At 39.9% G+C, this 24,424-nt stretch carries 27 protein-coding genes; 16 read left to right on the top strand and 11 right to left on the bottom strand.

Features of this window, described 5'->3' with window-relative positions:
• Positions 1-51: 51 nt before the first annotated feature.
• The 3 genes from glnE (at position 52) to ACGTJS_RS12405 (ending at position 4,358) form a co-directional block, all read left to right on the top strand.
• Positions 52-2,844 carry a bifunctional [glutamate--ammonia ligase]-adenylyl-L-tyrosine phosphorylase/[glutamate--ammonia-ligase] adenylyltransferase gene (gene glnE / locus ACGTJS_RS12415; RefSeq protein ID WP_315043191.1) on the top strand — a complete coding sequence of 931 codons (2,793 nt, stop codon included), beginning with the start codon at positions 52-54 and terminating at the stop codon, positions 2,842-2,844.
• 38 nt (positions 2,845-2,882) lie between these two features.
• A complete protein-coding gene (locus tag ACGTJS_RS12410; protein WP_315043190.1) occupies positions 2,883-3,110 on the top strand; it encodes a hypothetical protein in 228 nt (75 codons plus the stop codon).
• Positions 3,111-3,413: 303 nt separating this feature from the next.
• Positions 3,414-4,358, top strand: a complete 945-nt coding sequence (locus tag ACGTJS_RS12405) for a branched-chain amino acid transaminase (RefSeq protein ID WP_410472302.1) — start codon at positions 3,414-3,416, stop codon at positions 4,356-4,358.
• Positions 4,359-4,413: 55 nt separating this feature from the next.
• Here the strand turns inward: ACGTJS_RS12405 and rsgA are convergent, their stop codons facing one another.
• Positions 4,414-5,505: a ribosome small subunit-dependent GTPase A gene (gene rsgA, locus ACGTJS_RS12400; protein ID WP_410472301.1), complete on the bottom strand. Its 1,092-nt coding sequence runs from the start codon at positions 5,503-5,505 to the stop codon at positions 4,414-4,416.
• A gap of 111 nt (positions 5,506-5,616) precedes the next feature.
• Between rsgA and orn the strand changes: the two genes are divergently transcribed.
• Entirely contained in the window at positions 5,617-6,168 is a 552-nt protein-coding gene (gene orn, locus ACGTJS_RS12395; RefSeq protein ID WP_410472300.1) for an oligoribonuclease, read from the top strand.
• 61 nt (positions 6,169-6,229) lie between these two features.
• On the opposite strand, the gene hemP is transcribed toward orn, so the two are convergent.
• On the bottom strand, positions 6,230-6,391 hold the full coding sequence (gene hemP, locus ACGTJS_RS12390; protein WP_410472299.1) for a hemin uptake protein HemP: 162 nt from the start codon (positions 6,389-6,391) through the stop codon (positions 6,230-6,232).
• A gap of 248 nt (positions 6,392-6,639) precedes the next feature.
• On the opposite strand from hemP, the gene ACGTJS_RS12385 reads away from it, so the two are divergent.
• The 4 genes from ACGTJS_RS12385 (at position 6,640) to ACGTJS_RS12370 (ending at position 9,621) form a co-directional block, all read left to right on the top strand.
• Positions 6,640-7,623, top strand: a complete 984-nt coding sequence (locus ACGTJS_RS12385; RefSeq protein WP_410472298.1) for an NUDIX domain-containing protein — start codon at positions 6,640-6,642, stop codon at positions 7,621-7,623.
• An 83-nt stretch (positions 7,624-7,706) separates the two neighbouring features.
• A complete protein-coding gene (locus tag ACGTJS_RS12380; RefSeq protein WP_410472297.1) occupies positions 7,707-7,889 on the top strand; it encodes a hypothetical protein in 183 nt (60 codons plus the stop codon).
• A 16-nt stretch (positions 7,890-7,905) separates the two neighbouring features.
• Positions 7,906-8,046 (top strand): hypothetical protein, encoded by a 141-nt coding sequence (locus tag ACGTJS_RS12375; protein WP_410472296.1) that lies wholly within the window; start codon positions 7,906-7,908, stop codon positions 8,044-8,046.
• Between the two features lie 225 nt (positions 8,047-8,271).
• On the top strand, positions 8,272-9,621 hold the full coding sequence (locus tag ACGTJS_RS12370) for a glyceraldehyde-3-phosphate dehydrogenase (RefSeq protein WP_410472295.1): 1,350 nt from the start codon (positions 8,272-8,274) through the stop codon (positions 9,619-9,621).
• Positions 9,622-9,686: 65 nt separating this feature from the next.
• On the opposite strand, the gene htpX is transcribed toward ACGTJS_RS12370, so the two are convergent.
• The 5 genes from htpX to hflX all read right to left on the bottom strand — a co-directional run bounded on the left by htpX (position 9,687) and on the right by hflX (position 14,662).
• Positions 9,687-10,577 (bottom strand): protease HtpX, encoded by an 891-nt coding sequence (gene htpX / locus ACGTJS_RS12365; RefSeq protein WP_315043210.1) that lies wholly within the window; start codon positions 10,575-10,577, stop codon positions 9,687-9,689.
• A 194-nt stretch (positions 10,578-10,771) separates the two neighbouring features.
• Positions 10,772-11,431, bottom strand: coding sequence for a lytic transglycosylase domain-containing protein (locus tag ACGTJS_RS12360; RefSeq protein WP_410473276.1), 660 nt, complete (start codon positions 11,429-11,431; stop codon positions 10,772-10,774).
• A 403-nt stretch (positions 11,432-11,834) separates the two neighbouring features.
• A complete protein-coding gene (locus ACGTJS_RS12355; protein ID WP_410473275.1) occupies positions 11,835-12,506 on the bottom strand; it encodes an LrgB family protein in 672 nt (223 codons plus the stop codon).
• A 78-nt stretch (positions 12,507-12,584) separates the two neighbouring features.
• The gene (locus ACGTJS_RS12350; RefSeq protein WP_410472294.1) at positions 12,585-13,007 is read right to left on the bottom strand and encodes a CidA/LrgA family protein; all 423 of its coding nucleotides are present in this window, start codon (positions 13,005-13,007) and stop codon (positions 12,585-12,587) included.
• 248 nt (positions 13,008-13,255) lie between these two features.
• Positions 13,256-14,662 carry a ribosome rescue GTPase HflX gene (gene hflX, locus ACGTJS_RS12345; RefSeq protein WP_410472293.1) on the bottom strand — a complete coding sequence of 469 codons (1,407 nt, stop codon included), beginning with the start codon at positions 14,660-14,662 and terminating at the stop codon, positions 13,256-13,258.
• A 187-nt stretch (positions 14,663-14,849) separates the two neighbouring features.
• Between hflX and ACGTJS_RS12340 the strand changes: the two genes are divergently transcribed.
• The 8 genes from ACGTJS_RS12340 to ACGTJS_RS12305 all read left to right on the top strand — a co-directional run bounded on the left by ACGTJS_RS12340 (position 14,850) and on the right by ACGTJS_RS12305 (position 21,140).
• Positions 14,850-15,716 (top strand): lysophospholipid acyltransferase family protein, encoded by an 867-nt coding sequence (locus tag ACGTJS_RS12340; protein ID WP_315043207.1) that lies wholly within the window; start codon positions 14,850-14,852, stop codon positions 15,714-15,716.
• A 190-nt stretch (positions 15,717-15,906) separates the two neighbouring features.
• Complete coding sequence (locus ACGTJS_RS12335) at positions 15,907-16,269, top strand: roadblock/LC7 domain-containing protein (protein WP_315043206.1); 363 nt, start codon at positions 15,907-15,909, stop codon at positions 16,267-16,269.
• Between the two features lie 55 nt (positions 16,270-16,324).
• Complete coding sequence (locus tag ACGTJS_RS12330; protein ID WP_410472292.1) at positions 16,325-16,822, top strand: PAS domain-containing protein; 498 nt, start codon at positions 16,325-16,327, stop codon at positions 16,820-16,822.
• The gene (locus tag ACGTJS_RS12325) at positions 16,819-17,565 is read left to right on the top strand and encodes a PhnD/SsuA/transferrin family substrate-binding protein (protein WP_315043204.1); all 747 of its coding nucleotides are present in this window, start codon (positions 16,819-16,821) and stop codon (positions 17,563-17,565) included. The genes ACGTJS_RS12330 and ACGTJS_RS12325 overlap by 4 nt, the downstream gene beginning before the upstream one ends.
• A gap of 154 nt (positions 17,566-17,719) precedes the next feature.
• Positions 17,720-18,439, top strand: a complete 720-nt coding sequence (locus ACGTJS_RS12320; RefSeq protein WP_410472291.1) for a hypothetical protein — start codon at positions 17,720-17,722, stop codon at positions 18,437-18,439.
• A 64-nt stretch (positions 18,440-18,503) separates the two neighbouring features.
• Positions 18,504-19,736 carry a hypothetical protein gene (locus ACGTJS_RS12315; protein ID WP_410472290.1) on the top strand — a complete coding sequence of 411 codons (1,233 nt, stop codon included), beginning with the start codon at positions 18,504-18,506 and terminating at the stop codon, positions 19,734-19,736.
• 55 nt (positions 19,737-19,791) lie between these two features.
• Positions 19,792-20,328, top strand: coding sequence for a GTP-binding protein (locus ACGTJS_RS12310; RefSeq protein ID WP_315043200.1), 537 nt, complete (start codon positions 19,792-19,794; stop codon positions 20,326-20,328).
• 122 nt (positions 20,329-20,450) lie between these two features.
• Positions 20,451-21,140, top strand: coding sequence for a hypothetical protein (locus tag ACGTJS_RS12305; protein WP_410472289.1), 690 nt, complete (start codon positions 20,451-20,453; stop codon positions 21,138-21,140).
• A gap of 41 nt (positions 21,141-21,181) precedes the next feature.
• On the opposite strand, the gene ACGTJS_RS12300 is transcribed toward ACGTJS_RS12305, so the two are convergent.
• The 4 genes from ACGTJS_RS12300 to ACGTJS_RS12285 are packed head-to-tail and all read right to left on the bottom strand — an operon-like array spanning position 21,182 to position 24,350.
• The gene (locus ACGTJS_RS12300) at positions 21,182-21,964 is read right to left on the bottom strand and encodes a segregation and condensation protein A (protein WP_410472288.1); all 783 of its coding nucleotides are present in this window, start codon (positions 21,962-21,964) and stop codon (positions 21,182-21,184) included.
• The gene (locus ACGTJS_RS12295; RefSeq protein ID WP_315041575.1) at positions 21,961-22,575 is read right to left on the bottom strand and encodes a nuclease-related domain-containing protein; all 615 of its coding nucleotides are present in this window, start codon (positions 22,573-22,575) and stop codon (positions 21,961-21,963) included. The genes ACGTJS_RS12300 and ACGTJS_RS12295 overlap by 4 nt, the downstream gene beginning before the upstream one ends.
• A gap of 28 nt (positions 22,576-22,603) precedes the next feature.
• Positions 22,604-24,046, bottom strand: a complete 1,443-nt coding sequence (locus ACGTJS_RS12290) for a sodium:solute symporter family protein (RefSeq protein ID WP_410472287.1) — start codon at positions 24,044-24,046, stop codon at positions 22,604-22,606.
• Positions 24,033-24,350, bottom strand: a complete 318-nt coding sequence (locus ACGTJS_RS12285; RefSeq protein ID WP_410472286.1) for a hypothetical protein — start codon at positions 24,348-24,350, stop codon at positions 24,033-24,035. Before ACGTJS_RS12285 ends, ACGTJS_RS12290 begins: the two co-directional genes overlap by 14 nt.
• Positions 24,351-24,424 lie beyond the last annotated feature (74 nt).

The raw sequence follows: 24,424 nt of genomic DNA, 5'->3' as shown, positions 1-24,424 counted from the left end.
GCTAAATGTGTTATTGTTAAATTTTGCAATAGTGAATTATGGAAAAAAACGATGCCAGCGTCATTGCCAACTTCGGACGAAATTTTACAATTACAAAAAGCCAGCCATTTTGCCTATCAACTTTGGCAAAACAAGCCTTTGGTTACCCAATCTTTTATCAAAAGTTATCCGCTTAACCAAACTTTGACTGAGCAAGAGATTAAAGATTTAATCCGAGATTATGCCTTAGATGATGATTGTGTGATTGGTGATGAAACTTGTGTCATGCGTGGCTTGCGAGTGTTGCGTAACTTATTGATGTTACGCTGGATTTGGCAAGATGCGTTAAACTTGATTTCGTTGGAACAACTGACTTTAGAGCTGACCAGATTTGCCGATGAATGTTTGATTTTTGCCAAAGATTTTGTTTATCAAAACTTAACAAAACGCTATGGCGAGCCGTATTATTATGATGGCAATCGCCAAAAAAAGGACGATTTAGCCATTATTGCGATGGGAAAAATGGGGGCGAAAGAGCTGAATTTATCCAGCGATATTGACCTGATTTTTGTGCATAAAGGGCAAGGTGAAACCGATGGTAAAAAGTGCATTGACACCAAAACTTTTATGAAAAAATGGGGTCAAGGCATTATTGAATTGTTGGACAAGCCGACCCAAGACGGCTTTGTGTTTCGCATTGATATGCGACTGCGTCCGTGGGGCGATGGCAGTGATTTGGCAATACATTTGTCCGCACTTGAAAAATATTTTGCCCAACATGGACGAGCGTGGGAACGCTTTGCGTGGCTCAAGGCTCGCGTGCTCAATCCCATTGATTTTAATGATAATTTACAAGCGTTAATTCAGCCCTTTGTGTTTCGTTATTATGTGGATTACAGCACGTTTACCGCCTTGCGTGAGATGAAATCACTGATTCAAAACCAAGTGGAACAACGCCAAGACACTGACAATGTCAAACTTGGGGCAGGCGGGATTCGGGATATTGAGTTTATTGTGCAGTCGTTTCAGCTGATTTATGGCGGACGAGTAACCCCGATAAAAGTAAAAAATTGTCTAATCGCCATGCAAAAATTGCACGAAATGGACTATATTGACAAACAAACGTTTGATAATTTACAACAAGCCTACCGATTTTTTCGCCGATTGGAACATGGTATTCAAGCCATCAATGACGAGCAAACCCAACGCCTGCCGACCGACCCATTTTGGCAACACAATTTAGCCCAAGTGTTGGGCTTTGATGATTGGCAAGCCTTGCTTAATCAGTTAAATAGTTATCGAAAAATGGTAAAAGTGCCGTTTGATAATTTGGTTGCCGACCGTCAGCAGTCTAACGAAAAAATTGAAGTCAATCATGATGACAACTTGCAAGGTTTGGATAAACGTTTGACCGAAGAAAACCGCCAAAAATTACAAGATTTTTGGCAAAGTAATTTGGTAAAAAAACTGGGCGAAGAAGCCAAAAACCGTTTAGAAACCGCTTACCCCTTGCTCGTTCATGCGTTGTTACAAGTTGATGATGACGCATTGAATTTGGCATTGCCACGCCTTTTGACCTTGCTTGAAGCGGTTAGTCGCCGTTCTATTTATTTGGTGATGTTTAGCGAAAACCCACAAGCGACCGCCAAACTGATTCCAATGTTGGCATCAAGCCCTTGGATAGCGACCGAATTGGCAAGCCACCCTGTGTTGCTCGATTCGTTTTTGCGTGAAAAATACCGCCATTTGCCAAACAAAGACGAATTGCGTGATATTTTACGCCAACAATTGTTAAGAGTTGAACCAAATGATGAAGAAGGCGTGTTAAACGCATTTCGTTTTTTCAAAAAAACCCAAGTGTTGGCAGTATCAGCAAGCGATATTTTGGCGGAACGTCCGATTATGAAAGTGTCGGATTCTTTGACTTTTATCGCCGAAGTGGTGCTTGAAAAAGCGTTGGAACGGGTATTTTTATCTTTGGTAAAAAAACATGGTTTTCCTGTCAATGCTCGTGGCGAACCTGTGAACGAAAAAAATAACGGTTTTGCCGTGATTGGTTATGGCAAGTTGGGCGGACTGGAGATGAGTTATAGCTCCGACCTTGATTTGGTATTTATCCATGATATTGACGAGCAGGCGATGACGATGGGCGGTGAAAAACCGATTAGCGGTATGCAATTTGCCACACGTTTGGCACAGCGGTTGATGAATTATCTGACCGCCCAAACTCGTGATGGGCGTGTCTATGAGATTGATATGCGTCTGCGTCCGTCTGGGCAGGCAGGTATGCTGGTGGTGTCGGCTCATGCCTATCAGATTTATCAAGAACAAAAAGCATGGTCGTGGGAACATCAGGCATTGGTGCGTGCCAGAGCGATTTGTGGTGATAAAAATGTCATGAAACAATTTGACAAAATTCGTGAACAAATTCTGTGTATGCCACGAGAGCTTGATGCGGTGCGGATTGACGTTGCTGAAATGCGACACAAAATGCAAGACCACCTTGGCAGTGATAAACACACGCGTGAACAAGGCTTGTTTCACCTTAAACAAGACGCTGGCGGTATGGTGGATATTGAATTTATGGCGCAATTTGCGGTGTTGGCGTATGCTCACGATTATCCGCAATTGGCGGTGTGGAGCGACAATGTACGGATTTTTGAAGAGCTTGGCAAAACCGATATTTTATCGGCAGATATTTGTCAAAAATTAACCGACAGTTATTTGCAATTGCGAGCCAAAAGCCATGCTCTGGCATTGGCGGAGCAGTCAAGCGTGGTAAATGATGATGAATGGCAAAATTTGAGAAACTTTGTTGATGAGCAGTGGCAAAAATTGATTGGACAACGTCCGACTGATTTTTGATTGACGATATGATAAAGCATAAATTTTGAAGTGGTTAAATGAGTAAACAAGATTTTAAAGAAATTGCTCTAGCGACTGGTTGTAAAGAAAATCTACAAAATAATGGTAGCATGGATTTAGACCATTTTATATATGATGTGGCTAAGAAATTGGTTTGCTATTTGAATGATGAAATTCACAATGTATTTATAAATTCTGCCAATAACTGTAATCGTGATGGTAGCTATATAGATAGAAGGAATGCATATCGTGTTAAATATTGCTAATGACATACACCATGATTTTTTGAGTAGTTTGGAAAAAGATTAATGAAAGAAATATTATGATTGATTAGCAAAGATAACCAATTTAAAAATTATGCTGTCAAAATTTTATGGTAAAAACTATTATGTGCATAATAATGGTGATTTTATATTCCCAAAAATTAAGTTGGGGCGAAAATTTTTTCACATGAAACGGCTAAAATTTGATAATATTCTCTTTATTCAAAACTTTTATTTTGATAAAATCGCAAATAGAAAATTTTTAGTTTAATATAAACTTGCTACATAGCAATAAGGAACAATCATATGGCAATTATCCCAAGTATGGCAGACCGAGACGGTGTCATTTGGAAAGATGGCGAAATCGTAGACTGGCGTGATGCCAAAATCCACGTTTTAACGCACACGCTACACTACGGCATGGGTGTATTTGAAGGCGTGCGTGCCTATAAAACCCATGACGGACGCACCGCCATTTTTCGCTTAGACGACCATACCAAACGTTTGTTAAACTCAGCAAAAATTTTTCATTTAAACGTGCCTTATACTTTTGAAGAATTGAACCAAGCCCACAAAGACATCGTTCGCCAAAACAACCTAGAATCAGCTTACATTCGTCCGTTAATTTGGGTCGGTTCAGAAAAATTGGGTATCGCCGCCAAAGACAACACCATTCACGCCATTGTCGCTGCATGGACTTGGGGTGCGTATCTTGGTGAAGAAGGCATGGCAAAAGGTATACGTGTCAAAACGTCTAGCTTTACCCACCATATGCCGAACGTTACCATGTGTAAAGCCAAAGCGGTGAGTAATTATCCTGTGTCTATCATGTCAAACCAAGAAGTTACTCGCAACGGCTATGACGAAGCGATTTTGATGGACCCACAAGGCTATGTGTGTCAAGGCTCTGGCGAAAATCTATTTTTGGTAAAAGATGGCGAATTGCACACACCAGATTTATCAGGCGGTGCGTTAGACGGTATCACACGCCGTACCATTATTGAGTTTGCCAAAGATTTGGGTATCAAAGTGCATGAACGCCGTATCACTCGTGATGAGTTCTATATCGCTGATGAAATCTTTATGACAGGTACAGCCGCCGAAGTTACGCCGATTCGTGAGTATGATGACCATGTGATTGGTTGTGGGGCAAGGGGTGAGATTACCACCAAAATTCAAAAATTATTCTTTGATGTTGTGGAAGGTCGCAATGAAAAATGCGCCCATTGGCTAACTTATGTTGATGAATAATATTATGTAAATTTATCAATATAACAAAAAAGGCGTGATTAATTTACGCCTTTTTTTACCCAAAATCTTGTTTGGTTTCTTCGATTAATAACACCAAATTTTCCACACGGCGAGCCAACACATCACCACGCTCAACCGCCTGCCACATCGCACAATTTGGCGTATTTTGCGTATGTTTACAGTCCCGAAAACGACACTCACCCGTAAGCGGAGCAAGCTCCACAAAACCACTTAAAATATCATCAGCCTGCAAATGCCAAAGCCTATATTCACGAATACCAGGCGTATCAATAATCGCCCCTTGAGCCAAATCGGTGCTAACAAATGGCAAAAAACGACTTGTAGTCGTAGTATGTTGCCCTAACTGTGAAATGACCGAAATTTCGTTTATCAACTGTGTCACATTTGGCAATAACTGATTAACCAAGCTACTTTTACCAACGCCCGACTGCCCTGCAAAAATCACCGTTTTTTTATCAATCACATTTTTTAATTCGACCAAATCGCCATCAGATTGGGTAATCAAGCCATCATAGCCCAATTTTTGATAATCTTTTAACAATTGCAAAGCAGTATCCGATGAATTTTGACTATCAGCATTGTTATCATTATTTAACAAATCTGCTTTATTTAAAATTAACAATGGCTTAATATTGGCAGTATGACACGCCACCAAATAACGGTCAATGAGCTGTGCAGACGGCAACGGCAAAGGGGCGAACACAATCGCCAAAATATCCACGTTACTGGCAATCGGTTTGAGTTTGTGATAACGGTCAGGACGAAAAATCACATTTTTGCGGTCATAAATCGCTTCAATCCGACCAAGCCCTGTGTTTGGGTCGGCACTAAATCGTACCTTATCACCTGTGGCAATCAGCGACAGATTGGTGCGAGTATGACACCGCCAAACGCTATGCAGTTCTATCGCTTGCCAAAACGGTTCTGGCTCGTTATCCTTTGGCGTGGGGCGTTCTGGAATAATGTTGGGTAGTGATGTCGCCTGTACTTCAAGCTGTTTGCCATAGTTGGCAATCACCACGCCGTCCATCAAGTCGTCTAGTTCAACGGCTTGTTGTTGTTTTTGTTGTTTGATAATTCGGCGAGTTTGTTGGTCGGTGAGTTTGCGTTTGCGGATTAATGCCATAATAATTTGAAAAAAATAAAAATAAACGCTTATTTTACCTTGAAAATCTGTTAATATGGTAATTTATTTCGTAAAAACTTTAAAACTTTTAATTGGATATTGAGAAATATTATGGCAATTGATAAAAAAAATCTGATTTGGGTAGACCTTGAGATGACAGGGCTTGACACCATGAACGACACCATCATTGAAATCGCAACCATCGTTACCGACAGTGAATTGAACATTTTGGCAGAAGGTCCTGTATTTGCCATTCACACGCCAGATGTGGTGCTAAACGCCATGGACGAGTGGAACACACGCCAGCACAACCAATCAGGACTGGTGGACAGAATCCGCCGTAGCACCATCACATTGGCACAAGCCGAAAGCGAAACCATCGCATTTTTATCAAAATATGTTGAAAAAGGACGCTCGCCCATGTGTGGCAATTCCATCTGCCAAGACCGCCGATTTATGGCTCGCCAAATGCCAGAGCTTGAGCGATTTTTTCATTACCGAAATCTTGACGTATCCACCGTCAAAGAGTTGGCATTTCGCTGGCGACCAGATATTTTAGACAGTTTTGAAAAAAAGGGCAGTCATTTGGCGTTGGACGACATTCGTGATTCAATCCGAGAATTGCGTCATTATAAAGAGCATTTTTTTAAATTTATTGCTTAAATCAAAAAAGCCAAGTAAAACAATCACTTGGCTTTTTAAGTTTTTTTAAAAAACTAAATAATTATTTGGTTAAAATCAAACGATTATTGCGAGTTAAACGCAAACGGTACTCTTCGCCTTCGTGTTGAATACGGATTTCTTTGGTCAAGGCAAACAGATGATTAGATTGCAATGTTGGTAGGGCTTGGCTTTGTGGGATAACACGGTTTAGTAAGTGGTACATTTTAAACTCCTTGCTTGGCTTTTCGCTGATGCGTTTGTTTAATAAAATTTGATTTTAAATTTAAAAATAACAAGAATAAAGTTGGTTTGATGTTTTTTTTGCAATCTTTACTCTTGTTGATAATGATTATCATTTAAATTTTAAATTTCGTCAAGTGATTTTTTTAAACATGAGATAAAAAATTTAAAAAAGATTGTAAAATCAATGGTTTAATTCTATAAAAATTTTGTTAAAAAGAGAAAAAAATAATGCAAAAAATCATTCATGTGGCGGTGGCGGTGATTTATTATCAAAATCAATATTTGCTTGGTTATCGCAATGCCAATCAACATCAAGGCAATCGTTATGAGTTTATCGGTGGTAAAATTGAGCATGGCGAAACGCCAAAACAAGGCTTAACCCGAGAGGTAGCAGAAGAAATCGGCTGTGATTTGTCAAACAATTGTCTTGTTAAAATGGGTGTAATTCGTCATGATTATGGAGATAAAGCGGTGGCATTGCATATTTTTAACATTGACGTGAGCCAAGAGCAATTTGAAAGTCTGCAAAGCGAGCAGGGCAGTGAAGGGCAAACGATAATTTGGGTGGATAAGGCGGATTTATTAGCCAATAAATATCCATTACCAGACGCAAATGCACGGATTTTGGATTGGCTAACTTTGCCAAATACGATTTTTATTTCGCAAAGTTTGGACAAATTTGCCAATGACAACGACTGGGTGAATTTTTATGCCAAAAATCTACCAACAAACGCCCATTTTTATAGCCGTTCCCAAACCGAAAATAAAAAAGCCATTCAATTGATTGATGAATTGCAAAAACAGCGACAAGATATTACGCCGTTAATTCAATGTCAAACTTTTTTGGTGTTAAATTTGGTGTTCAAAAATATGATTATTCATCTGAATCATGAGCAGTTAATGACGTTGGATTTTGCAGATTTGCCAAAAAATTGTCAATATTTTGCCAGTTGTCATGATAAAAATAGCCTAAGCAAAATTAATGATTTGGCAAAAATTCGCAATGTGTTGGGCTGTTTTGTGTCGCCTGTGTTGCCAACACCGACACACCCCGATGTTAAAACGTTGGGCTGGCAGAGGTTTGCCGAATTGACAAAATTGAGTGATGTGCCTGTGTTTGCATTGGGTGGCGTGGGGCAAGATGATTTGGCAACGGCTTGGCAATATGGAGCAGTTGGCGTGGCTGGTATTCGGTTAATCGGTGATTTTTAGTATGATACAAGAAAAACAACAGTTTCGTTATCTTGACGATGGTTCTCACATTGGTCACACTATACCTTTCCTGCGTTGGTGAAATGTCCAATTTGCTTGAATTAAAACGATTTTTGCAGGCGGATTTGCGAGAGCGTCATGGACTTGTGGGGAATGGAAGCACGATTTCACGTTTACCACTTTGGATAAAACTTGGCAAAAATCGAGAAAAATTGCTAAAATTGGTGGCAAAATTAGAAAAGATTTATCAATCTTCAATTGAATAAATCAAGGTAATTAAAAGTGAACTTAATTTTGGCAATTTTAACAAGTTTGATAACGGCTTTTTTGCTATTTCGGCTGTTGTTTGAAACGATGGACGAGTTTTTGGAATGTCTGCGATTTTGGTTTACACCCGATATTATCAGCTGGCTTCGTGGCTAGTATGAAGCGGACTGGTGGGGAAGTAACAAACTATTGTTTTGGCTAATTATCAGTTTTTTGATGGGGTATGGAGTTTGTATAAAATTTTGATTATTTATTTAAAAAATACCCTTATTTTAACAATAAATAAAATTTGCCAAATCTATCATTTTATTTTATAATCTTGACAGTTTTAGCCGATTTTTTATGTTTTTTTATTTTTTAATCACATCTAAAGGTAAACTTATGTCAAATATCTATCAATCCCATCTTCAAAACCGTCAAACCCAAGAATCAAATGCAACCAATCTGTTAGTGGCGTTGGCACAACTGGGTGCAAATAATGTCAATGTGCTGTTTTTTGGTGAGCGTTTGCCGTTAAACGTGGCACAAATTTTGGCAAAACACGACCAAAATGGCGTCAATGTGGCGGATAGCCTAGCATTGGCACAGGCATTGGTGCAAAAGGGCGTGGCGGATTTGACCCTTGATTTGGCTCAAGCGGTAAAAGCGGGTAAAAAAGCAGACGACTTTGCCACAGGCGAGAGCATTCCAACGACAGACGTGGTGCTGTATGGTTTTGGGCGTATTGGGCGTATTTTGGCACGCCTGCTAATGAGCCGTCCTGCATCTGATAAGGGCTTGCAACTAAAAGCCATCGTGGTGCGTCCTGCTGGCGATACCGACCTTGACAAGCGAGCAAGCCTACTTGAGCGAGACAGCGTACACGGCTGGTTTGACGGTTCTGTGGTGGTGGACAAAGCTAATGGCGGTATTGTGGCAAATGGGCGTTTTATCAAGGTGATTTATGCGTCCGACCCAAGCGAAGTGGACTACACCGCACACGGCATTGACAACGCCATCGTTATTGACAACACGGGCAAATGGAAAGACGAGGCAGGACTTGGCAAGCACTTGGCATCAAAAGGCGTTAAAAAAGTGCTTCTCACCGCCCCTGCCAGTGGCGAGATTAAAAACATCGTTTGGGGTGTTAATGACAACACCATCGGCACGGATACCATCGTATCGGCGGCAAGTTGTACCACCAACGCCATCACGCCAACCTTAAAGCTACTAAATGATGAATACGGCATTGAAAATGGACACATGGAAACCATTCACGCCTTTACCAACGACCAAAACCTTGTGGACAACCACCACAAAGCCGAAAGACGTGGACGAGCAGCAACACTAAACATGGTGATGACCAGCACAGGGGCGGCAAAAGCGGTGAGCAAAGCCATTCCAGAGCTAAAAGGCAAGCTCTCTGGCAGTTCAATCCGTGTGCCTACGCCAAACGTTTCACTTGCGATTTTGAATTTGAATTTCAAAAAATCGGTTGGTTCGGTAGATGAGCTAAACGCCTTTATCCAAAAGGCAAGCGAGAGCGAACAATGGCAAGAGCAAATTGCGTATTCAAATTCTGATGAAGCGGTTTCTACCGACTTTGTGGGCTGTGAAAAAGTGGCGATTTGGGACGCAAAATCTACACTTGCTACCGATAACCGTGCGGTGATGTATTTGTGGTATGACAATGAAATGGGTTATAGCACGCAAGTGATTCGTGTGGCAGAAACAATGGCGAAGAATGGTTAATTTTTAGCTGTAAAAAATAAAAAGACAGTCAAATGGCTGTCTTTTTTGTTTGTTCAAGTTTATGATTAAGCCGATTGTTTTTGTAAACGCTCAATTCTATCATCAAGGCTTGGGTGGCTGGCAAATAGTTTGGCAAAACTAAAGCCTTCTGCCTTGCCTTCGCTGATGGCGAACGCTTTCATTCCTTCAGGCATATGGTCAGGGCGTTGGCTAGCAGGTTTTAACATATTTAACGCAGAAATCATTTTTTCACGACCTGCCAATTTTGCCCCCATTTCGTCTGCACGAAATTCACGAAAACGTGAAAACCACATCACAATCGCCGATGCCACCATGCCAAAGACAATATCTAGCACCATCGTTGTCATATAGTAGCCAATGCCATAGCCGTTTTCACTTTTAAAGACGACACGGTCGATGATTTGCCCAATCACACGAGCAAAAAACATCACAAAGGCATTCATCACGCCTTGCACCAATGCAAGCGTTACCATATCACCATTGGCAACGTGTCCGATTTCGTGAGCAAGCACTGCTTCTACTTCGTCTTGGTTCATGGTTTGTAACAGACCTGTGGACACAGCAACCAAGGCTTTGTTTTTGTTCCAACCTGTTGCGAACGCATTGGGCGATGGGTTATCAAAAATTCCCACTTCTGGCATATCAATGTTCACCATTTGGGCTTGTTTACGGACGGTTTCCACAAGCCACACTTCCATTTGGCTTGTCGGTTGTTCAATTACTTGCGTGCCTGTGGATTTTTTTGCCATCCATTTTGACATAAATAGCGAAATCATTGAGCCAATCATGCCATACATAAAACACATGACCATAAGTCCTGCCATGCCACCTGAGCCTAAGCGAATACCGAGCATTGGTGCAATGATATTCATCACGATGGTAAACACGACCATCACGGCAATATTGGTTAATAAAAACAACCCAATTCTTAACATATACGCTCCCAAAAAGATGGATAAAAAAAGATAGCTTATTTATAAGCATAAATTGCCCAAATAACAAGATATTTTTTGCAGAAAATTGTATATTTTCGTAAAAATTTTGCAAAATTTGGATTTAAATCAAAATTTTCACCATAAAAAAACCAGTCAAAAAACTGGTTTTTAAATATTAACAAGGTTTGATAATATTAACGGCGAGCTTGCAAATTTGGGTCATTGCGATACAGATTATTATAACGGCTCATCACACGCTGTACATAATCACGAGTTTCACGAAATGGCGGAATGCCACCATATTTTGACACATTGCCTTCACCTGCATTATAGCCTGCGACGGCGTGTTGCAGATTGCTAAAACGATTGGTTAAATATTTGATATATTTTGCCGCTCCTTCAATATTTTGAGCAGGGTCCCACGCATTGGTGACACCAAAACGACGAGCAGTGGCAGGCATGAGTTGCATTAACCCTTGAGCGCCGACAGGCGAGCGAGCATTGGGATTAAAGCCTGATTCGGTGTGCATCATCGCTTTCATCAAAGCAGGGTCTACACCATGACGCAACGCTGATGCCACAATCAAGCTATCATACGCATTTTTATTTTTGCTACCGCTTGCAGGGACAGCCGCTTCATTGCTTCCCCAGTTACTATAGCTATGCACATTGGTGTCAGGATAATAAGTTACTTTCACCGTTTGGGTAAATTTTTGAAAATTATCCCCAGCAGGGCGACCATTATTCACCACATTGGTTAATAACACTTGACCTTTACTGTCTTTAAAAACATACATATTGCCAGCATTTGCCATTGGAAATAAGGACAACAAACCAACGCCCAATATCGCCATACGCAAAGTCTTGGCAGTCAAAAAGCCTGTCTGTTTTACAAACATAAGTTTACCTATTTTGTTAAAAATTCACATGCTCATTAAGTTGTGCTAAATATATCACAAAATCAACAAAAATGGCGAATTTTTTGTCAAAATTTGGATAATTGGTAGAAACAATTGTTACCAATGGTTAAAAAATAAGCCAAAAAAATGTCAAAAAAACCATAAAAAAAATTTGTTTAACGCTAACTGATTGGTTTTTTTAACAAAATTTTTATCCAAAATTTGGTTAAAAAATATACAATTTTAAGCAAAGCCTTGTGGTTATCATCTTTAACTTGTCAAGTTTTTAAGTTATCCACAAGGTTATCCACAGATTTTGTGGAAAATAGTATAATTCATTGATTTTACAATACTTTTTTTAAATATTTTGCCAAACCAAATACACGAGCGGAAACCAAATGGCGGTGATAATGCCATTGATAGCCAAGCCAAAGGCGGCATAACGTCCTGCAACAGGACTGATTTGCCACGCTTCCACCGTACCAAACGCATGAGCGACCAGTCCCAATGCCAAGCCTTTGGCTCTATCGTCTTGCACATCTTTTAACAAAAACTTGCCTGCAAATGCACCCATCAGACCAGATACTACAATAATCAGATTTACCATCGCAAGCGGTGCATTGACTAAAACTGCAATGTTTAGCCCAATCGGTGTGGTAACGGAACGAGCCGAAAACGCCATAATGGTGTCATGGTTTAGGCTTAAACCTGTCGCCAATAACATGGGAAATAACGCACCTGTAGTAGTCGCTAACAGAATGATTTTGCTTAATTTTTTTAACGGAATACCGTCAAAATTGAGCGATGCCAATGGAATGGCAAGCATGACGGTTACATAGCCCAAAAAGTGGCTAAAAATCGGCTGTGCGACCTGATAATAATGATGATAGCCCCATTGACTGATAAATAATAATAACAAAGTTAAGCACATAGCAAAAATAATGGCAGGGACGCTTTTGATTTTGCTATTTAACACACGAGAGCCGATATGAGCCACCAATGTGAGCAACAATACGCAAAAAATCACCATGCCAGAACTGACATTTTGCAAATATTCGGGTGGTAAGTTGGAAGTTAAGGCACTTAAAATCATGAATTTTCTTCCAAATTATTGTTTTTTTTGGGAAAATGATTTTTGGCGAAGGGTGCGACCGTTTAGCCAACGTTCTGCCAAATGTCCGATTGCCCATAGCGGAAAGAGTGTGCTAATCGCCATAATCGCTACCATGCTGAGCAATTCATCGCCCAAATTAAACAATAAAAGTCCAGCACCTGCGGTAATCGGTAAAAATGCAAAGCCACTGTCTTTTAGCCAAATATTGGTAGAATCGGTGAGCCACGTTGGCAAACCTTTGCTAAATCGCCAAATCATCAGCAAAATAAACATCACCACCATGCCAATGATGTTGCCAGCGGATTCAAAGCCAATCGCACGGTTAAACACCATGCAACTTTCACGTACGACAATCACCATCAGCAAGGTTACAAGCATGGGAAAAAAGCGTTGTTTTATCGCGGCAATGGTTGGCATAATCACTCCTTGATGGCTGGATTTTGACATAAGTAATAAGACAGTTTTAAATAATTCTTATCAATTTCCCCCATCCCAACCCTTCCCCTAATGGGGAGGGAGTTCCCCTCCCTTTGGGAGGGAATAAGAATATGATTTAATTTTGTCAAATTACTTAACTATAAAAAGTTTTATTATAATCAAGCCATTGCCAAAATAAAAGCAAAAAATACAACCTATTTATTCAAAAAATGGTTTAGTAAAAACGCTCAAAAATCGCCACCCAACCAAACATCTGGGTCATAGCCAAATGCTTGTATTTGTTTTTCTTTTTGTGCTTTTTCAAATGGTTCAAGCCGTGGTACTAAGCGTTTGACATTAGCGTCTGATAACACGTGTTCAGGCTGTATCTGGTATTGTCCTAATAGTTGTAACAGTTTTGCATTTGAGATATTGACGGTAACTAAGGTTTGTCCATTGTCGTCATAATTTAGGCTGTCAATCACATCAAGTTGGTGCAGTTCGTTTAACAGCTTGCCCGCTTGTGCCAAATTAACAGGCAAAACTAACTGATACGACTGTAAATGTCCTGCAATCAGTTGTTGCACCGCAAGGGTTAGCTCATCAATCCCAGCTCCAGTATGGGCGGAAACATAGACACGATTGGGCGTATTTTCTTCGCTGTAGCCGATATGTGGCGGTTCGCCTGTGATATCAATTTTGTTAAACACATTTAAAACTGGCACATCATTGTTAATTTGACTTAATACATTTTTTACCGCATCTATCTGTTCGTGCATGTCTTCTCGGCTACTGTCAATGACGTGTAGCAACAAATCGGCTTCCAAAGTTTCTTCAAGTGTGGCGTGAAACGATTCTACCAATTCATGCGGTAAATGACGCACAAAACCGACTGTATCCACCAACACCACCGCCCCCAAACCAGTCCAATTAACACGGCGTAACGTGGGGTCAAGGGTCGCAAATAATTGATTGGCAGCATAAATATTTTCATTTGCCAATCGGTTAAACAAAGTAGATTTGCCCGCATTGGTATAGCCGACCAGTGAGATAGTTGGAATGTCGGATTTTTGGCGTTTGGCTCGCCCTTGTGAGCGGGTTTGTTTGACTTTGTCCAGTTTGGCTTTGAGCTGATTGACACGGATTTGGAGTAGTCTACGGTCAGTTTCTAACTGGGTTTCGCCAGGCCCTCGCAAGCCGATACCGCCTTTTTGCCGTTCCAAATGCGTCCAACCACGCACCAGACGAGTTGCCAGATGGTTAAGCTGTGCCAGTTCCACTTGCAGTTTGCCTTCATAGGTTCTGGCACGTTGGGCAAAAATATCCAAAATCAGCCCTGTACGGTCAAGTACTCGGCATTTGACAAGTCTTTCCAAATTTCGCTCTTGCGATGGCGTTAAACTGTGATTAAAAATCACAATATCCGCTTCGTGTTCTGCGACCAATTCGGCGATTTCTTCGGCTTTGCCTGTGCCGACAAAAAATTTGGCATCAGGCTTACTGCGTGTGCCTGTTACAATGGCTTTTTGGCTTGCACCTGCCGAATCTACTAGCAGTTGAAACTCTTCTAAATCGTCTGGGTCGGTCATGTTAGTGAGCGTCAAATGCACCAAAATCGCATTTTCGCCCCCTTGATGTCGGTCAAAATATTCCAAATAGTTGTCCTTTTTTTGTCAAAACTTACCCTTATAATAATGCTAAGTGCAAAAATTGCAATCAATTTGACACAAACATTTGTTAAAATTATCATGCTTTGTGTATTTTTGCCAAACTTTTTGCCAAAACAAGCCATAACTTGTTATAATAAGCAAAAACAACTGTAAACTTAAAAAAGGTAACCTTATGGCAAATCGCCAACAAAATCAGCCCAATCAAAGCACAATAAAATCACTTGCCATCAGCACCACAAAACAACTGATAAACCCAAAAAACTACACACCATCTGCCATCAAAACCCAACTGGCACGCACCAAACGAGTGGGCAATGCAGTAACCGCTTTGGCAAAAGTGAGCCAAAAAGCCTACGAAATCAGCCACACGCCAGACACACCAAACAGCTATATCATTGAACAAATTCAGACCTTTTGTCGTTCATTTTGCCAATCGGTCAATGTGGAAGTCGTCCCTGTCAAACCCATTCCGCAAGCCCATGCCCTATGGACAAGCAACCATATCTCATGGCTGGATATTCCTGTGGTCGGTAGTGTGATTCCGACGTTTTTTTTATCAAAAGCAGAAATCGCCAAATGGCCCTTGATTGGCTGGCTTGCCAAAGTGGGCAATACCTTGTTTATTCATCGTGGTTCTGGCGATACAGGCAGTGTCAGCGACCAAATGGCGAGCTTTTTAAAAGACGGCTCGCCTGTGGTGTTTTTTCCAGAAGCGACCACCACAGACGGCACGACAATCAAAAAAATCTATGGTAAATTGTTACAAGCCTCACTTGACACAGGCGTGAATATTCAGCCGATTGTGATTGCTTATGTGAACGAAAAAGGGCAGTTGGACGACCAAATTCCGTATTTTGGCGACATGAACTTTTTGGACAGTGTCAAACGTGTGCTTGACAATCGCCCTGCCAAAGCCTATGTTTTACCGCTTGGACCGATTAGTCCTATCGGCAAAAGCCGTGATGAATTGACTGCTATTTTGCAACAGGCAATGAATGAAGGGTTAAAACAACTGCATGAACAAGTTTTAACCAAATAAATGTTGATAAATTTTGACAAAATACGATAAAACTTGGTAAATAACCGATAATAGACCAGTCAAAATCTTACAAATTCGCTTATAATAATTACAAATTGATACAATGTTGTAAATAAATATTTTTTTGTTAATTGAATTATCGTTAAAATTTTTAAATTCATCGTTAACTTAAATAAAAAGGAAAATCGCCATGCGTACCGAAATGTTTCAACAAATCTTAAATGATTTAAACAGCTCATCATCAGATGTAGAAGCGTCTGCCCTTATCTCAACTGACGGTTTGATGATTGCATCAGCTTTGCCAGCAGGGATTGACGAAGACCGTGTTGGTGCGATGTCAGCTGCCTTGTTATCACTGGGTGACCGTGCAGGCCGTGAGTTGGCTCGTGGCACGATTGAGCGTGTATTGGTACAAGGTGAAAAAGGCTATGTGATTATGTCTTCATCTGGTACAGAAGCAGTTTTGACTGTTTTAACAAAACCAAATGCAAAATTGGGCTTGGTATTCTTAGATATTAAACGTGCGTCAGAAGCTTTGGCAAAATTAATCTAATCTATCAAATCAAGTTAGTTTAACTTAACGTTTAACTTTTTGTTAAGGAATCATCATGGCAGTAATTGAACTTCCAGATATGCAAAAACCAGCAGGCGAATCAACTGAATACCGCCTAAAATTTAATGACGGTAGCGAGCGTACCGTTTATGCAACCAGTAACGAACTACCTTATCCAGATGGCAAATTAATCGTATCTCGTGTGGATTTGGACGGTGTGATTACTCATGCTAATGACGCATTTGTTGATATCAGTGGTTATACTCGTGAAGAGTTAATCGGCAAACCACACCACGTATTACGCCACCCAGAAATGCCAAAAGGGGCGTTTAAAGACCTTTGGGAAACCGTAAAATCAGGCAAAAAATGGCATGGCTATGTCAAAAACCTGTGCAAAGATGGCAGTTATTATTGGGTATACGCAACTGCTGTGCCAAACGTACGCCGTGGCGAAACTGTGGGCTATACATCAGTTCGTCGTAAACCATCACGCACAAAAATCGCAGAAACTGAACAACTGTACGCAAAAATGCTAGCGGAGGAAAAGGCATGAAATTAAATCTACTAATTGCCCCAGACTTTGCCCCAGAGCGTTTTGCAGGTTGGCATATGCTCAATACTTTGCTACAAAAACGTGCGGATTTGCACATTCACCTAGAAACGCCAGCATCAGCACAAGAGCAAAGTGAACAAATCGCAAACAAAAACATTGAAATCATCTATGCCAATCCATTTGACGCGGCAACGATGATCCGTGAACAAGGCTACCGTGCTGTTGCTCGTCCAAAAGGTAAAGCGGACGAAATGGTCATTGCTACCAAAGCCGAAGGTCAGTACAAAAATCTTGAAGATGTGAAAAGCGGTGCAAAAGTTGCGATGGCGGATAACCGTGATGTCAAATTAATTGGTTTACGTTTGTTAGAAGCGGTGGATTTGACCGAAAGTGATTTGTCTTGGCACACTACCGAAACTTATCAAGCAGCCGCTCGTGAAGTGATTAAAGGCGATGCGGACGTGGGCTTTTTCTTGTCAGAAGTGTATCACAGCTTGTCACGTTTGACATTATCACAGCTTCATGTGTTGATTGAAAGTGATTTGAGTGATATCACCCACGTGGTATTGGTAAAAGAAGATTTTGCTGAAAGCCAAAAATTTGTTGATGCATTACTAGCATTGACAGATAGTAATGACGGCAAAGAAGTGTTGCAAGAGCTAGGCATTACAGATGGCTTTGAAGCGATGAGCGAAGAAGACGGTGAGTTTATGATTGATTTGATGGATACTTTGTTGGATTAATCAATGATAAACAACTAAAAAGTGCTGAAGCGTCATTTATCAAGCATGAATGACGCTTTTTTTACGACAAAATTTTAGTGGTATTGGTACAATTTGTGTTAAAATGTTGCAAATTTATTTTAAGCAAACCTTGCGATATTAACAAGGAATTTTCATGTTTTCATTATCTTCTCATACCCATAAAAAACAAAACAAACATTGGCTAAATTATCGCCGTTACAGCCGTCAAGTTATGACGCAACCGATGAATATGGACTTGCACACCAGTCGTATCATGACAGCGATGGAGCTTGATGAAAAAGAACCATTACAAGGTGCGTTGGCGGATATGTTTTTTGGCTGTTGGTATGATGTGCCGTATTTTGGTGAACGAATGTTATCCCAAGTCAAAGAAAAATTAAACCCAAAAGTGATTGAAGGCTTTGAACAGTGCATTTTTAATAAAGCCTATGTGTTAGAAAGTAGCAATTTGGCAACTCGTTGGAGTGTGTTGGTGTCGCCGTCTATGGGTGTATTTGAAAACCAAATGTTTATTTCGCCTGATGACTCACGAACGGTGGCGGATATTGTCGTGTCTGCATTGCTAGAGCTAAAGGCCGAATTTGATGATGACCCAGAAGAGGTTGGCGAAGAAATTGTTCAAATTGAACAAGAGTTCTTTAAACATTGCTTGGCGTGTGATGACCGTTTGGCATTTTCTATTGTTTGGTGGGAGTTGTCAAAAAATAAATGGCAGTTTAATGAAGGTTGGACGCAAACTCGCCATGCCTTTGAAGAAAAAATTCAACATACGCAACATCTTAATGATGATTCAAGTGATGAGAAAATCAACGAGTCACAAGATAACGAAAATAACGAAACATCAAACGCTTAAAAATTAGCAGATGGTATGATTTTTTATTTTTGGTAAATTTTGAGTTTAGTAGGAAAAAAATTATATGGCAAATTTACTTTTGATTGGCTTTACAGAAACCAATGCCAATGTAATTCAAATTTTTATTGAAATGACTTTTAAAGATATTTATGTGGATACCATTATTCGGCATTTGAACGATAGCCCATTATCATTGCCTGTATTGACAGAAGAGCATCATAAAAATGACGTTTTTATTATTGATTTTGAAGGGGCTGGTCTGGATTTAAGCGATAAAAATATTGCAAAAAATCTTGAAATTTATACACGTGGCAAACCAATTTTATTTGTCAGTCGTCAAAATAGCGTTGTGCCTGTATCTTTGGTGGAGTATGAGTGGTTGACTGTGCCTTATAATCGCCAACAGATGACAGAGCGAGTAAAAAAAGTATTAAGCAATGTTACCGTACAACCACTTAAGCCCAATACATATGAACCAAATATACAAAAACCACCTGTAGCAACTCAAAAACCACCCAAAGAAGAGCCTGTGATTGATGTGAACACTACGGCGAATATTTCCCCAGTAAAAGCAAATAATGACGATATTAAAGCAATTTTTGATGTGTTAATCCGTGCATTTCCTGAAATTAATGAACAACAGTTTTTTCATTTTATTAAACGTTTACAAAGTGTGAATGATTTTAATAGCGTTACGATTAACAATTATCAAATGTATTTAAACCCAATTGATAAAAGCATTATTACCGCAAGCTTAGAGCGAATTAGTGATAACTTTATGGTCGGTGCAGGAGTGCGAAACGAAAACATTGTGTTTGTACAAATGGATGCCAGCAGTTTTCGGCAAAAAACCGCAAGCCAACTCGCCGCAGGTGCAAAACAATACACACTGGCACAAGTGGTCTGGTTTATTGGGCTTGAGATGATGCAAGTCAATCGTAATGCCTTTGGACAGTCACACCATCTCAAATTTGAAGCTCGCTATATGCCAAATTTTGCAGGGATAAAATTTACACCAAACTACCTAACTCCTTTGATTGCAAGTTGCTTGGGTAGAGCCAGAAGTTTAGTGGATTTTGGCACACTATTTCCACAACTGACCAATGCACAAGTCAACCAAATTTTGATTTTATTGGCTATGTCAAATAACATTAATAAAGATATCTTGGTGCAAAGTGCCAATGCAACAACCGCATCAACAGTCGCTAATAAAGTAGATACAACGAACAATACAGGCATTCAAAAAGCACAAAAAACGGGATTTTTAAAACGCTTATTAAGTCGCTTGGGTGTTTAATCGTAAATGTAGCAACATAAATAAAAATATATTTGGTAAATTTTAGGATAAAATAATGTCTATAACAACGAATGATACGTACAAAATTATTTTTGCAGGACCTGTCGGTGCAGGTAAAACACAAGCCATTCGCTCATTATCTGATAAAGAAGTGGTGACGACAGAAGAGCTTGCCAGTGATGATGTCAAAATGATGAAAAAAACCACAACCGTGGCGATGGATTACGGTATCATGAAACTACCAACAGGCGAGCAGGTGCGACTGTATGGCACACCGGGGCAAAAACGTTTTGATTTTATGTGGGAAATTTTAAGCGAAAATGCGTTGGGTTTAATTTTATTAATCAATGCAACCAACCCAGACCCTGTGCAAGACATGAAAGATTATATGGAAAGTTTTTTGCCACTAATCCATAGCAGTGCGATGATTGTGGGCGTAACTCATGCAGAAAATATGCCTTGGGACTTGCACCAACGCTTAACAGATGAACTGGTAAAAATGAATATCCCTGCCAATGTGATTGTGGTTGATGCCAGAGAGAAAGAGCAAATGTCGCAACTGGTAAGCGTACTCATTTATTCCATCATGTAATGCTAAAACAGTTAAAAACAAACTTTTGTTAATTTTTTATAACCATTTATCGTAACCTACTTTTTATTTTACACAAATTACGATAAAATCGTACAAATTTTTGAAAATTTCAAGGAATTATCATGGCAAATGTCAACGAACCAACGACAAACTATGTGATTTTAACCCCAGAAGGGGTATTGCATGGTTTTTCACAAGTAGAACCATCAGAGCAACAACTGGCATTGCAAGCCATGCTTGCACCAGAACAAACCATGACCGCCCACGAATGGGTCGAGCGTTATAGCGAAATTTGGCTAGATATGTTTATTGAAGAAGGCTGGGTAGAAGTAGTAGATAAGGCGATTATCGCACCGCACGTACAGCTTGATGACTTTTTGCGTTATGTGTCGGCAAGTTTGTCGGGTTCTCGCCGTGTGGCGATTGGTTCTGATGAAGGGTTTTGTTTGGCAAAAATGGGCTTTACCCAACAAGAAGCCGATACTTTGTGTGTGGCGGCAGCGGATTTCTTTGATTTCTTAAAACGTCAACAGCAACGTGGTTGGGCAGTGCATGGTCATGCCATCTCATTCTTTTCAACCATTGATATGCTCATGCCAAACACCAGTTTTATTTTCTTGTGGATTAACAATCAAGGCTACTGGATTATCATTGAAGATGAACCACTACTAAATAACCGAGCGTTTGTTGAGTTGGTTTGGGGCATTAAAGCCACAGGGGAGCGTTTTAACCTACTTGCTGAACAAGTATTGGATAAAAAAGCCCAGTTAGAATCCGACCAGCAAGCACAAGCAGAAGAACAAAAGAAATAGCGAGTATTGATAAAAAAACCCCTAAGTTCTTTAGGGTTTTTTTAATTCGTCCAAACCAATGTTAAATTATCCATATCAACATGATTATTTTCATCAAATACAAAATCAATCAAACGCTGTTTTGCCAATTCCAAAATCGCCACAAAACTCACCACCACGCCCAATTTTCCTTGTGATTTGTCCAAAATCTCATGAAATGAGCCTCGTCCACGACTTGCCAAAATTCGGCTAATGCTCGCCATTCTATCCGCCAATGGCACGCTGTCGGCTTTGACGTGGTGCATTTGATAGTCAGGTTTGAGTTGCATTTTTATCAAACTATCGGCAAGCAAGGTCGCAGGGTAGGGCGGTATTTCCTTAGCGAGTACATCGGCATTTGGCAAACTAGCAAACGCCAAAAATACATCACGCTCTAAGCGAATTAGGTTATCTAGTCGGCGACTGGCTTCTTTGATTTGGGCGTATTCTTCTAAGCGTTGAATCAGTTGTTTGGTCGGATTTTTCTCGTCCGTTGGTAGCTCTGGCGTGGGTAGCAACAGTTCGCTTTTAATGGCGATTAAGGTACTTGCCATCAGCAGATAATCGCCTGCCAATTCAAAATGCTGTCCATCCAATTCTTTGATATAAGTTAAATATTGTTCGGTAATCGGCAAAATAGCGGTGGTGGTAATGTCAAAGTTGTTTTTCTTGACAAGGTAGAGCAAAAAGTCCAAAGGTCCTTCAAACTGCTCAAGCCAAATAGCAAAAGCTTCTGGTGGTATGTATAGGTCTTCGGGTAGGCTTTGGATAGGCGTTTCAAAAATGCGAATGGCTAAATCGGTCATGGGCGATGTTGGTTTTTTAGGTTTTGGATATGGTGTTGGCGAGTTTCAAATGTATCTTCAAGACGATTTTCGGCTAATAATTGACAAATCTGATTAATTTGATTTTTATCAAGTTTGGGTTCGTTAAATGATAAAATGTAATTGGTAAAATTTCCTAAACGACAAATATTTGGCGGAAAATTACTTTTTAATTCACAATCACCTGTAAATACAATCACAGAATGAAAATTATCGCTTGTTAATCCGAATAAATGCTCTAAAGTTTTGATATGTTTATAATTTTGGCGTAATGGATTTTGGAAATAGTGTTTTTTGCCATAAATATTTTGCGTCCATTTGGCATCTTTGATTTTACCATAAATCCAACCTTTATAATTTTTGGTTTCTACCACAAAAATGCCAAATTCAGATACATAAATATGGTCAATTTGGGTTGTGCCGTTATCCGTTGGTAAGGTAACATTTTGAAAATCATGATAAATATCATTGGATAGTTTATGATTGGCGACTTTTTCAACCAATTTTTCGCCAAACCAGCCTTTGAACATAGGCGATTTTAAAATTGCAATGATAATAAAAATGGGTAAAAGCCATAATAAAGGTTTTATCATGCTCCAAAATAACATTGACGACATAAGGTTACTTTTTTTCCTTAATAAAGGTTAATAACAAACAAAAGCCAATTATAGCATAAAGGAATAACTCGATACGATAGCCAACAATCATTTTTGGCACAATATTAAACATAGACAAGGAAAAAATGCACACCGTAACGACCGAAATAATAGACAACACAAGTCGAATTTTTGATGATTGATAGGTTACCGCCACCACAATCGGCAATAATAAAGATGTCGCAATGAATGAATTAATCGCAAACAAAATCAACGATTGAAATGACGTTTGTGCCAATAATAACGCCAAGATTGCCACGATTAGCCCAACGGTTTTAACGCCAGATTTGGCAGTAGCATTGGCTTGAATGTCTTCTGTTAGCATGGCTGACCGCCATTCTGTGCCAATTGCCAACAGTTGGCTATCGGTGGTGGACATATTCGATGCCAAAACGCCCACAATAAATATAGCAAAAAATATGGCAGGGGCATCATGGCTGATAAGGTTTAGCAAAAAATCGCCTGTGATATTACCCATTTCGTGTTGCAATTGTACAGCTCGCAAACCGACAAACAACGTTGGTAAAATCACCAAAAGTGCAAACACCGCCAGACCCATAGTCGAACGGGTAAACGCCCTGTCATTTTTTGCAACAAAAATCCGTGTGGTCATTTGTGGTTGTACATAAGGAATGGTCACAATGGAAATAAAACTGACCAACAAAAATTGCCAATTAATCAAACCAACAGGGACGGGAGCGGATAATAATTTTGGTTCAATCTGTTGAATATCACTAAATAATGCGGTAATGCCATTCGCCCCTTGAATAGCAAATACAGCAACCGCCCAAATTGCAAACATCAAAATAACACCCTGCACCACGTCCGTGATAAACACAGCACGAATACCGCCAAACCATGAATAACCAAGCATCATCAGCACAATAATCACCGACCAAATAAAATAATTTTCACCCAAAGGCACGGCATTTTGTAACAACACCGCTGAACCTTTAATGCCAATGGTAATATAAGGAATCATAAAAATCGTTGATGCGACCACAAAAAACAAAATCACCCACTTTGGCATTTGGCTTTGTTTTAACCACTCTGTCAGATTATTGGTGGCAAATCCTTGATTTTTATGGGCCAACAAACGGCTAAATTTTCGCATTTTTAAGCCAAAATACAGCAGTAATGTTGCCAAACAGACATCAGTAATACCCAAAAATACCCAAGCCCCAATCCCATGGTTTTTGAAAAACTCTGGCATACCCTGTAAGGTAAACGAACTAAATAAACTAGCAGATATGCCAAATAAAGACAGCACAGAGCCAAACCCTGTACCGAACAGATATTCACGATTGTTACTGGATTTTTTTGCGGTTATCCAAGCCACCCCTGCCAAAAAAAGTAAATAAATTGTCAAAACAAGGATAACTAATAATTGTTTATCATTTTGAAACATTAGCGTTTTCTCCTTGATTGATGAAATTTTGGTTTTTCTGTTTGTTGTGAATGATAGGCGTTTTATTGCCAAAATCATCATTATCATCAAATGTCAAACGTGAGCCAAAAATCACGGCTAACAGACAAATCAGCACAGAGAAAAGTAACCAAACCCATAAAATTAAGGGAATGCCAAAAATAAATTGACTTTGGATAGTGGAGGATAAGTTAGTGGAAAAAATGCCAGTCAAGGCAATAATTAGTGGTAAATAGACACACGTCTTTAGCAGACTGCGTAAGCTCGTCTGAGTAATGTGGTGCATAGCAGAACTCCTCTGTTTGCAATGTATAGGCAGTGTTTTTCCGTCTGTCGGTACACTGTGTTTGCCATTATACA

This window comes from Faucicola mancuniensis (assembly GCF_046523945.1).
GTDB classification, from domain to species: Bacteria; Pseudomonadota; Gammaproteobacteria; order Pseudomonadales; family Moraxellaceae; genus Faucicola; species Faucicola mancuniensis.
This window is presented reverse-complemented; position numbering and strand designations above follow the sequence as displayed.

Bases quoted from the DNA above. Each gene is read 5' to 3' on its own strand.
- glnE (WP_315043191.1), top strand. From the start codon at position 52: ATGCCAGCGTCATTGCCAACTTCGGACGAAATTTTACAATTACAAAAA.
- ACGTJS_RS12410 (WP_315043190.1), top strand. From the start codon at position 2,883: ATGAGTAAACAAGATTTTAAAGAAATTGCTCTAGCGACTGGTTGTAAA.
- ACGTJS_RS12405 (WP_410472302.1), top strand. From the start codon at position 3,414: ATGGCAATTATCCCAAGTATGGCAGACCGAGACGGTGTCATTTGGAAA.
- rsgA (WP_410472301.1), bottom strand. From the start codon at position 5,505: ATGGCATTAATCCGCAAACGCAAACTCACCGACCAACAAACTCGCCGA.
- orn (WP_410472300.1), top strand. From the start codon at position 5,617: ATGGCAATTGATAAAAAAAATCTGATTTGGGTAGACCTTGAGATGACA.
- hemP (WP_410472299.1), bottom strand. From the start codon at position 6,391: ATGTACCACTTACTAAACCGTGTTATCCCACAAAGCCAAGCCCTACCA.
- ACGTJS_RS12385 (WP_410472298.1), top strand. From the start codon at position 6,640: ATGCAAAAAATCATTCATGTGGCGGTGGCGGTGATTTATTATCAAAAT.
- ACGTJS_RS12380 (WP_410472297.1), top strand. From the start codon at position 7,707: ATGTCCAATTTGCTTGAATTAAAACGATTTTTGCAGGCGGATTTGCGA.
- ACGTJS_RS12370 (WP_410472295.1), top strand. From the start codon at position 8,272: ATGTCAAATATCTATCAATCCCATCTTCAAAACCGTCAAACCCAAGAA.
- htpX (WP_315043210.1), bottom strand. From the start codon at position 10,577: ATGTTAAGAATTGGGTTGTTTTTATTAACCAATATTGCCGTGATGGTC.
- ACGTJS_RS12360 (WP_410473276.1), bottom strand. From the start codon at position 11,431: ATGGCGATATTGGGCGTTGGTTTGTTGTCCTTATTTCCAATGGCAAAT.
- ACGTJS_RS12355 (WP_410473275.1), bottom strand. From the start codon at position 12,506: ATGGTGATTTTTTGCGTATTGTTGCTCACATTGGTGGCTCATATCGGC.
- ACGTJS_RS12350 (WP_410472294.1), bottom strand. From the start codon at position 13,007: ATGCCAACCATTGCCGCGATAAAACAACGCTTTTTTCCCATGCTTGTA.
- ACGTJS_RS12340 (WP_315043207.1), top strand. From the start codon at position 14,850: ATGGCAAATCGCCAACAAAATCAGCCCAATCAAAGCACAATAAAATCA.
- ACGTJS_RS12335 (WP_315043206.1), top strand. From the start codon at position 15,907: ATGCGTACCGAAATGTTTCAACAAATCTTAAATGATTTAAACAGCTCA.
- ACGTJS_RS12330 (WP_410472292.1), top strand. From the start codon at position 16,325: ATGGCAGTAATTGAACTTCCAGATATGCAAAAACCAGCAGGCGAATCA.
- ACGTJS_RS12325 (WP_315043204.1), top strand. From the start codon at position 16,819: ATGAAATTAAATCTACTAATTGCCCCAGACTTTGCCCCAGAGCGTTTT.
- ACGTJS_RS12320 (WP_410472291.1), top strand. From the start codon at position 17,720: ATGTTTTCATTATCTTCTCATACCCATAAAAAACAAAACAAACATTGG.
- ACGTJS_RS12315 (WP_410472290.1), top strand. From the start codon at position 18,504: ATGGCAAATTTACTTTTGATTGGCTTTACAGAAACCAATGCCAATGTA.
- ACGTJS_RS12310 (WP_315043200.1), top strand. From the start codon at position 19,792: ATGTCTATAACAACGAATGATACGTACAAAATTATTTTTGCAGGACCT.
- ACGTJS_RS12305 (WP_410472289.1), top strand. From the start codon at position 20,451: ATGGCAAATGTCAACGAACCAACGACAAACTATGTGATTTTAACCCCA.
- ACGTJS_RS12300 (WP_410472288.1), bottom strand. From the start codon at position 21,964: ATGACCGATTTAGCCATTCGCATTTTTGAAACGCCTATCCAAAGCCTA.
- ACGTJS_RS12295 (WP_315041575.1), bottom strand. From the start codon at position 22,575: ATGATAAAACCTTTATTATGGCTTTTACCCATTTTTATTATCATTGCA.
- ACGTJS_RS12290 (WP_410472287.1), bottom strand. From the start codon at position 24,046: ATGTTTCAAAATGATAAACAATTATTAGTTATCCTTGTTTTGACAATT.
- ACGTJS_RS12285 (WP_410472286.1), bottom strand. From the start codon at position 24,350: ATGCACCACATTACTCAGACGAGCTTACGCAGTCTGCTAAAGACGTGT.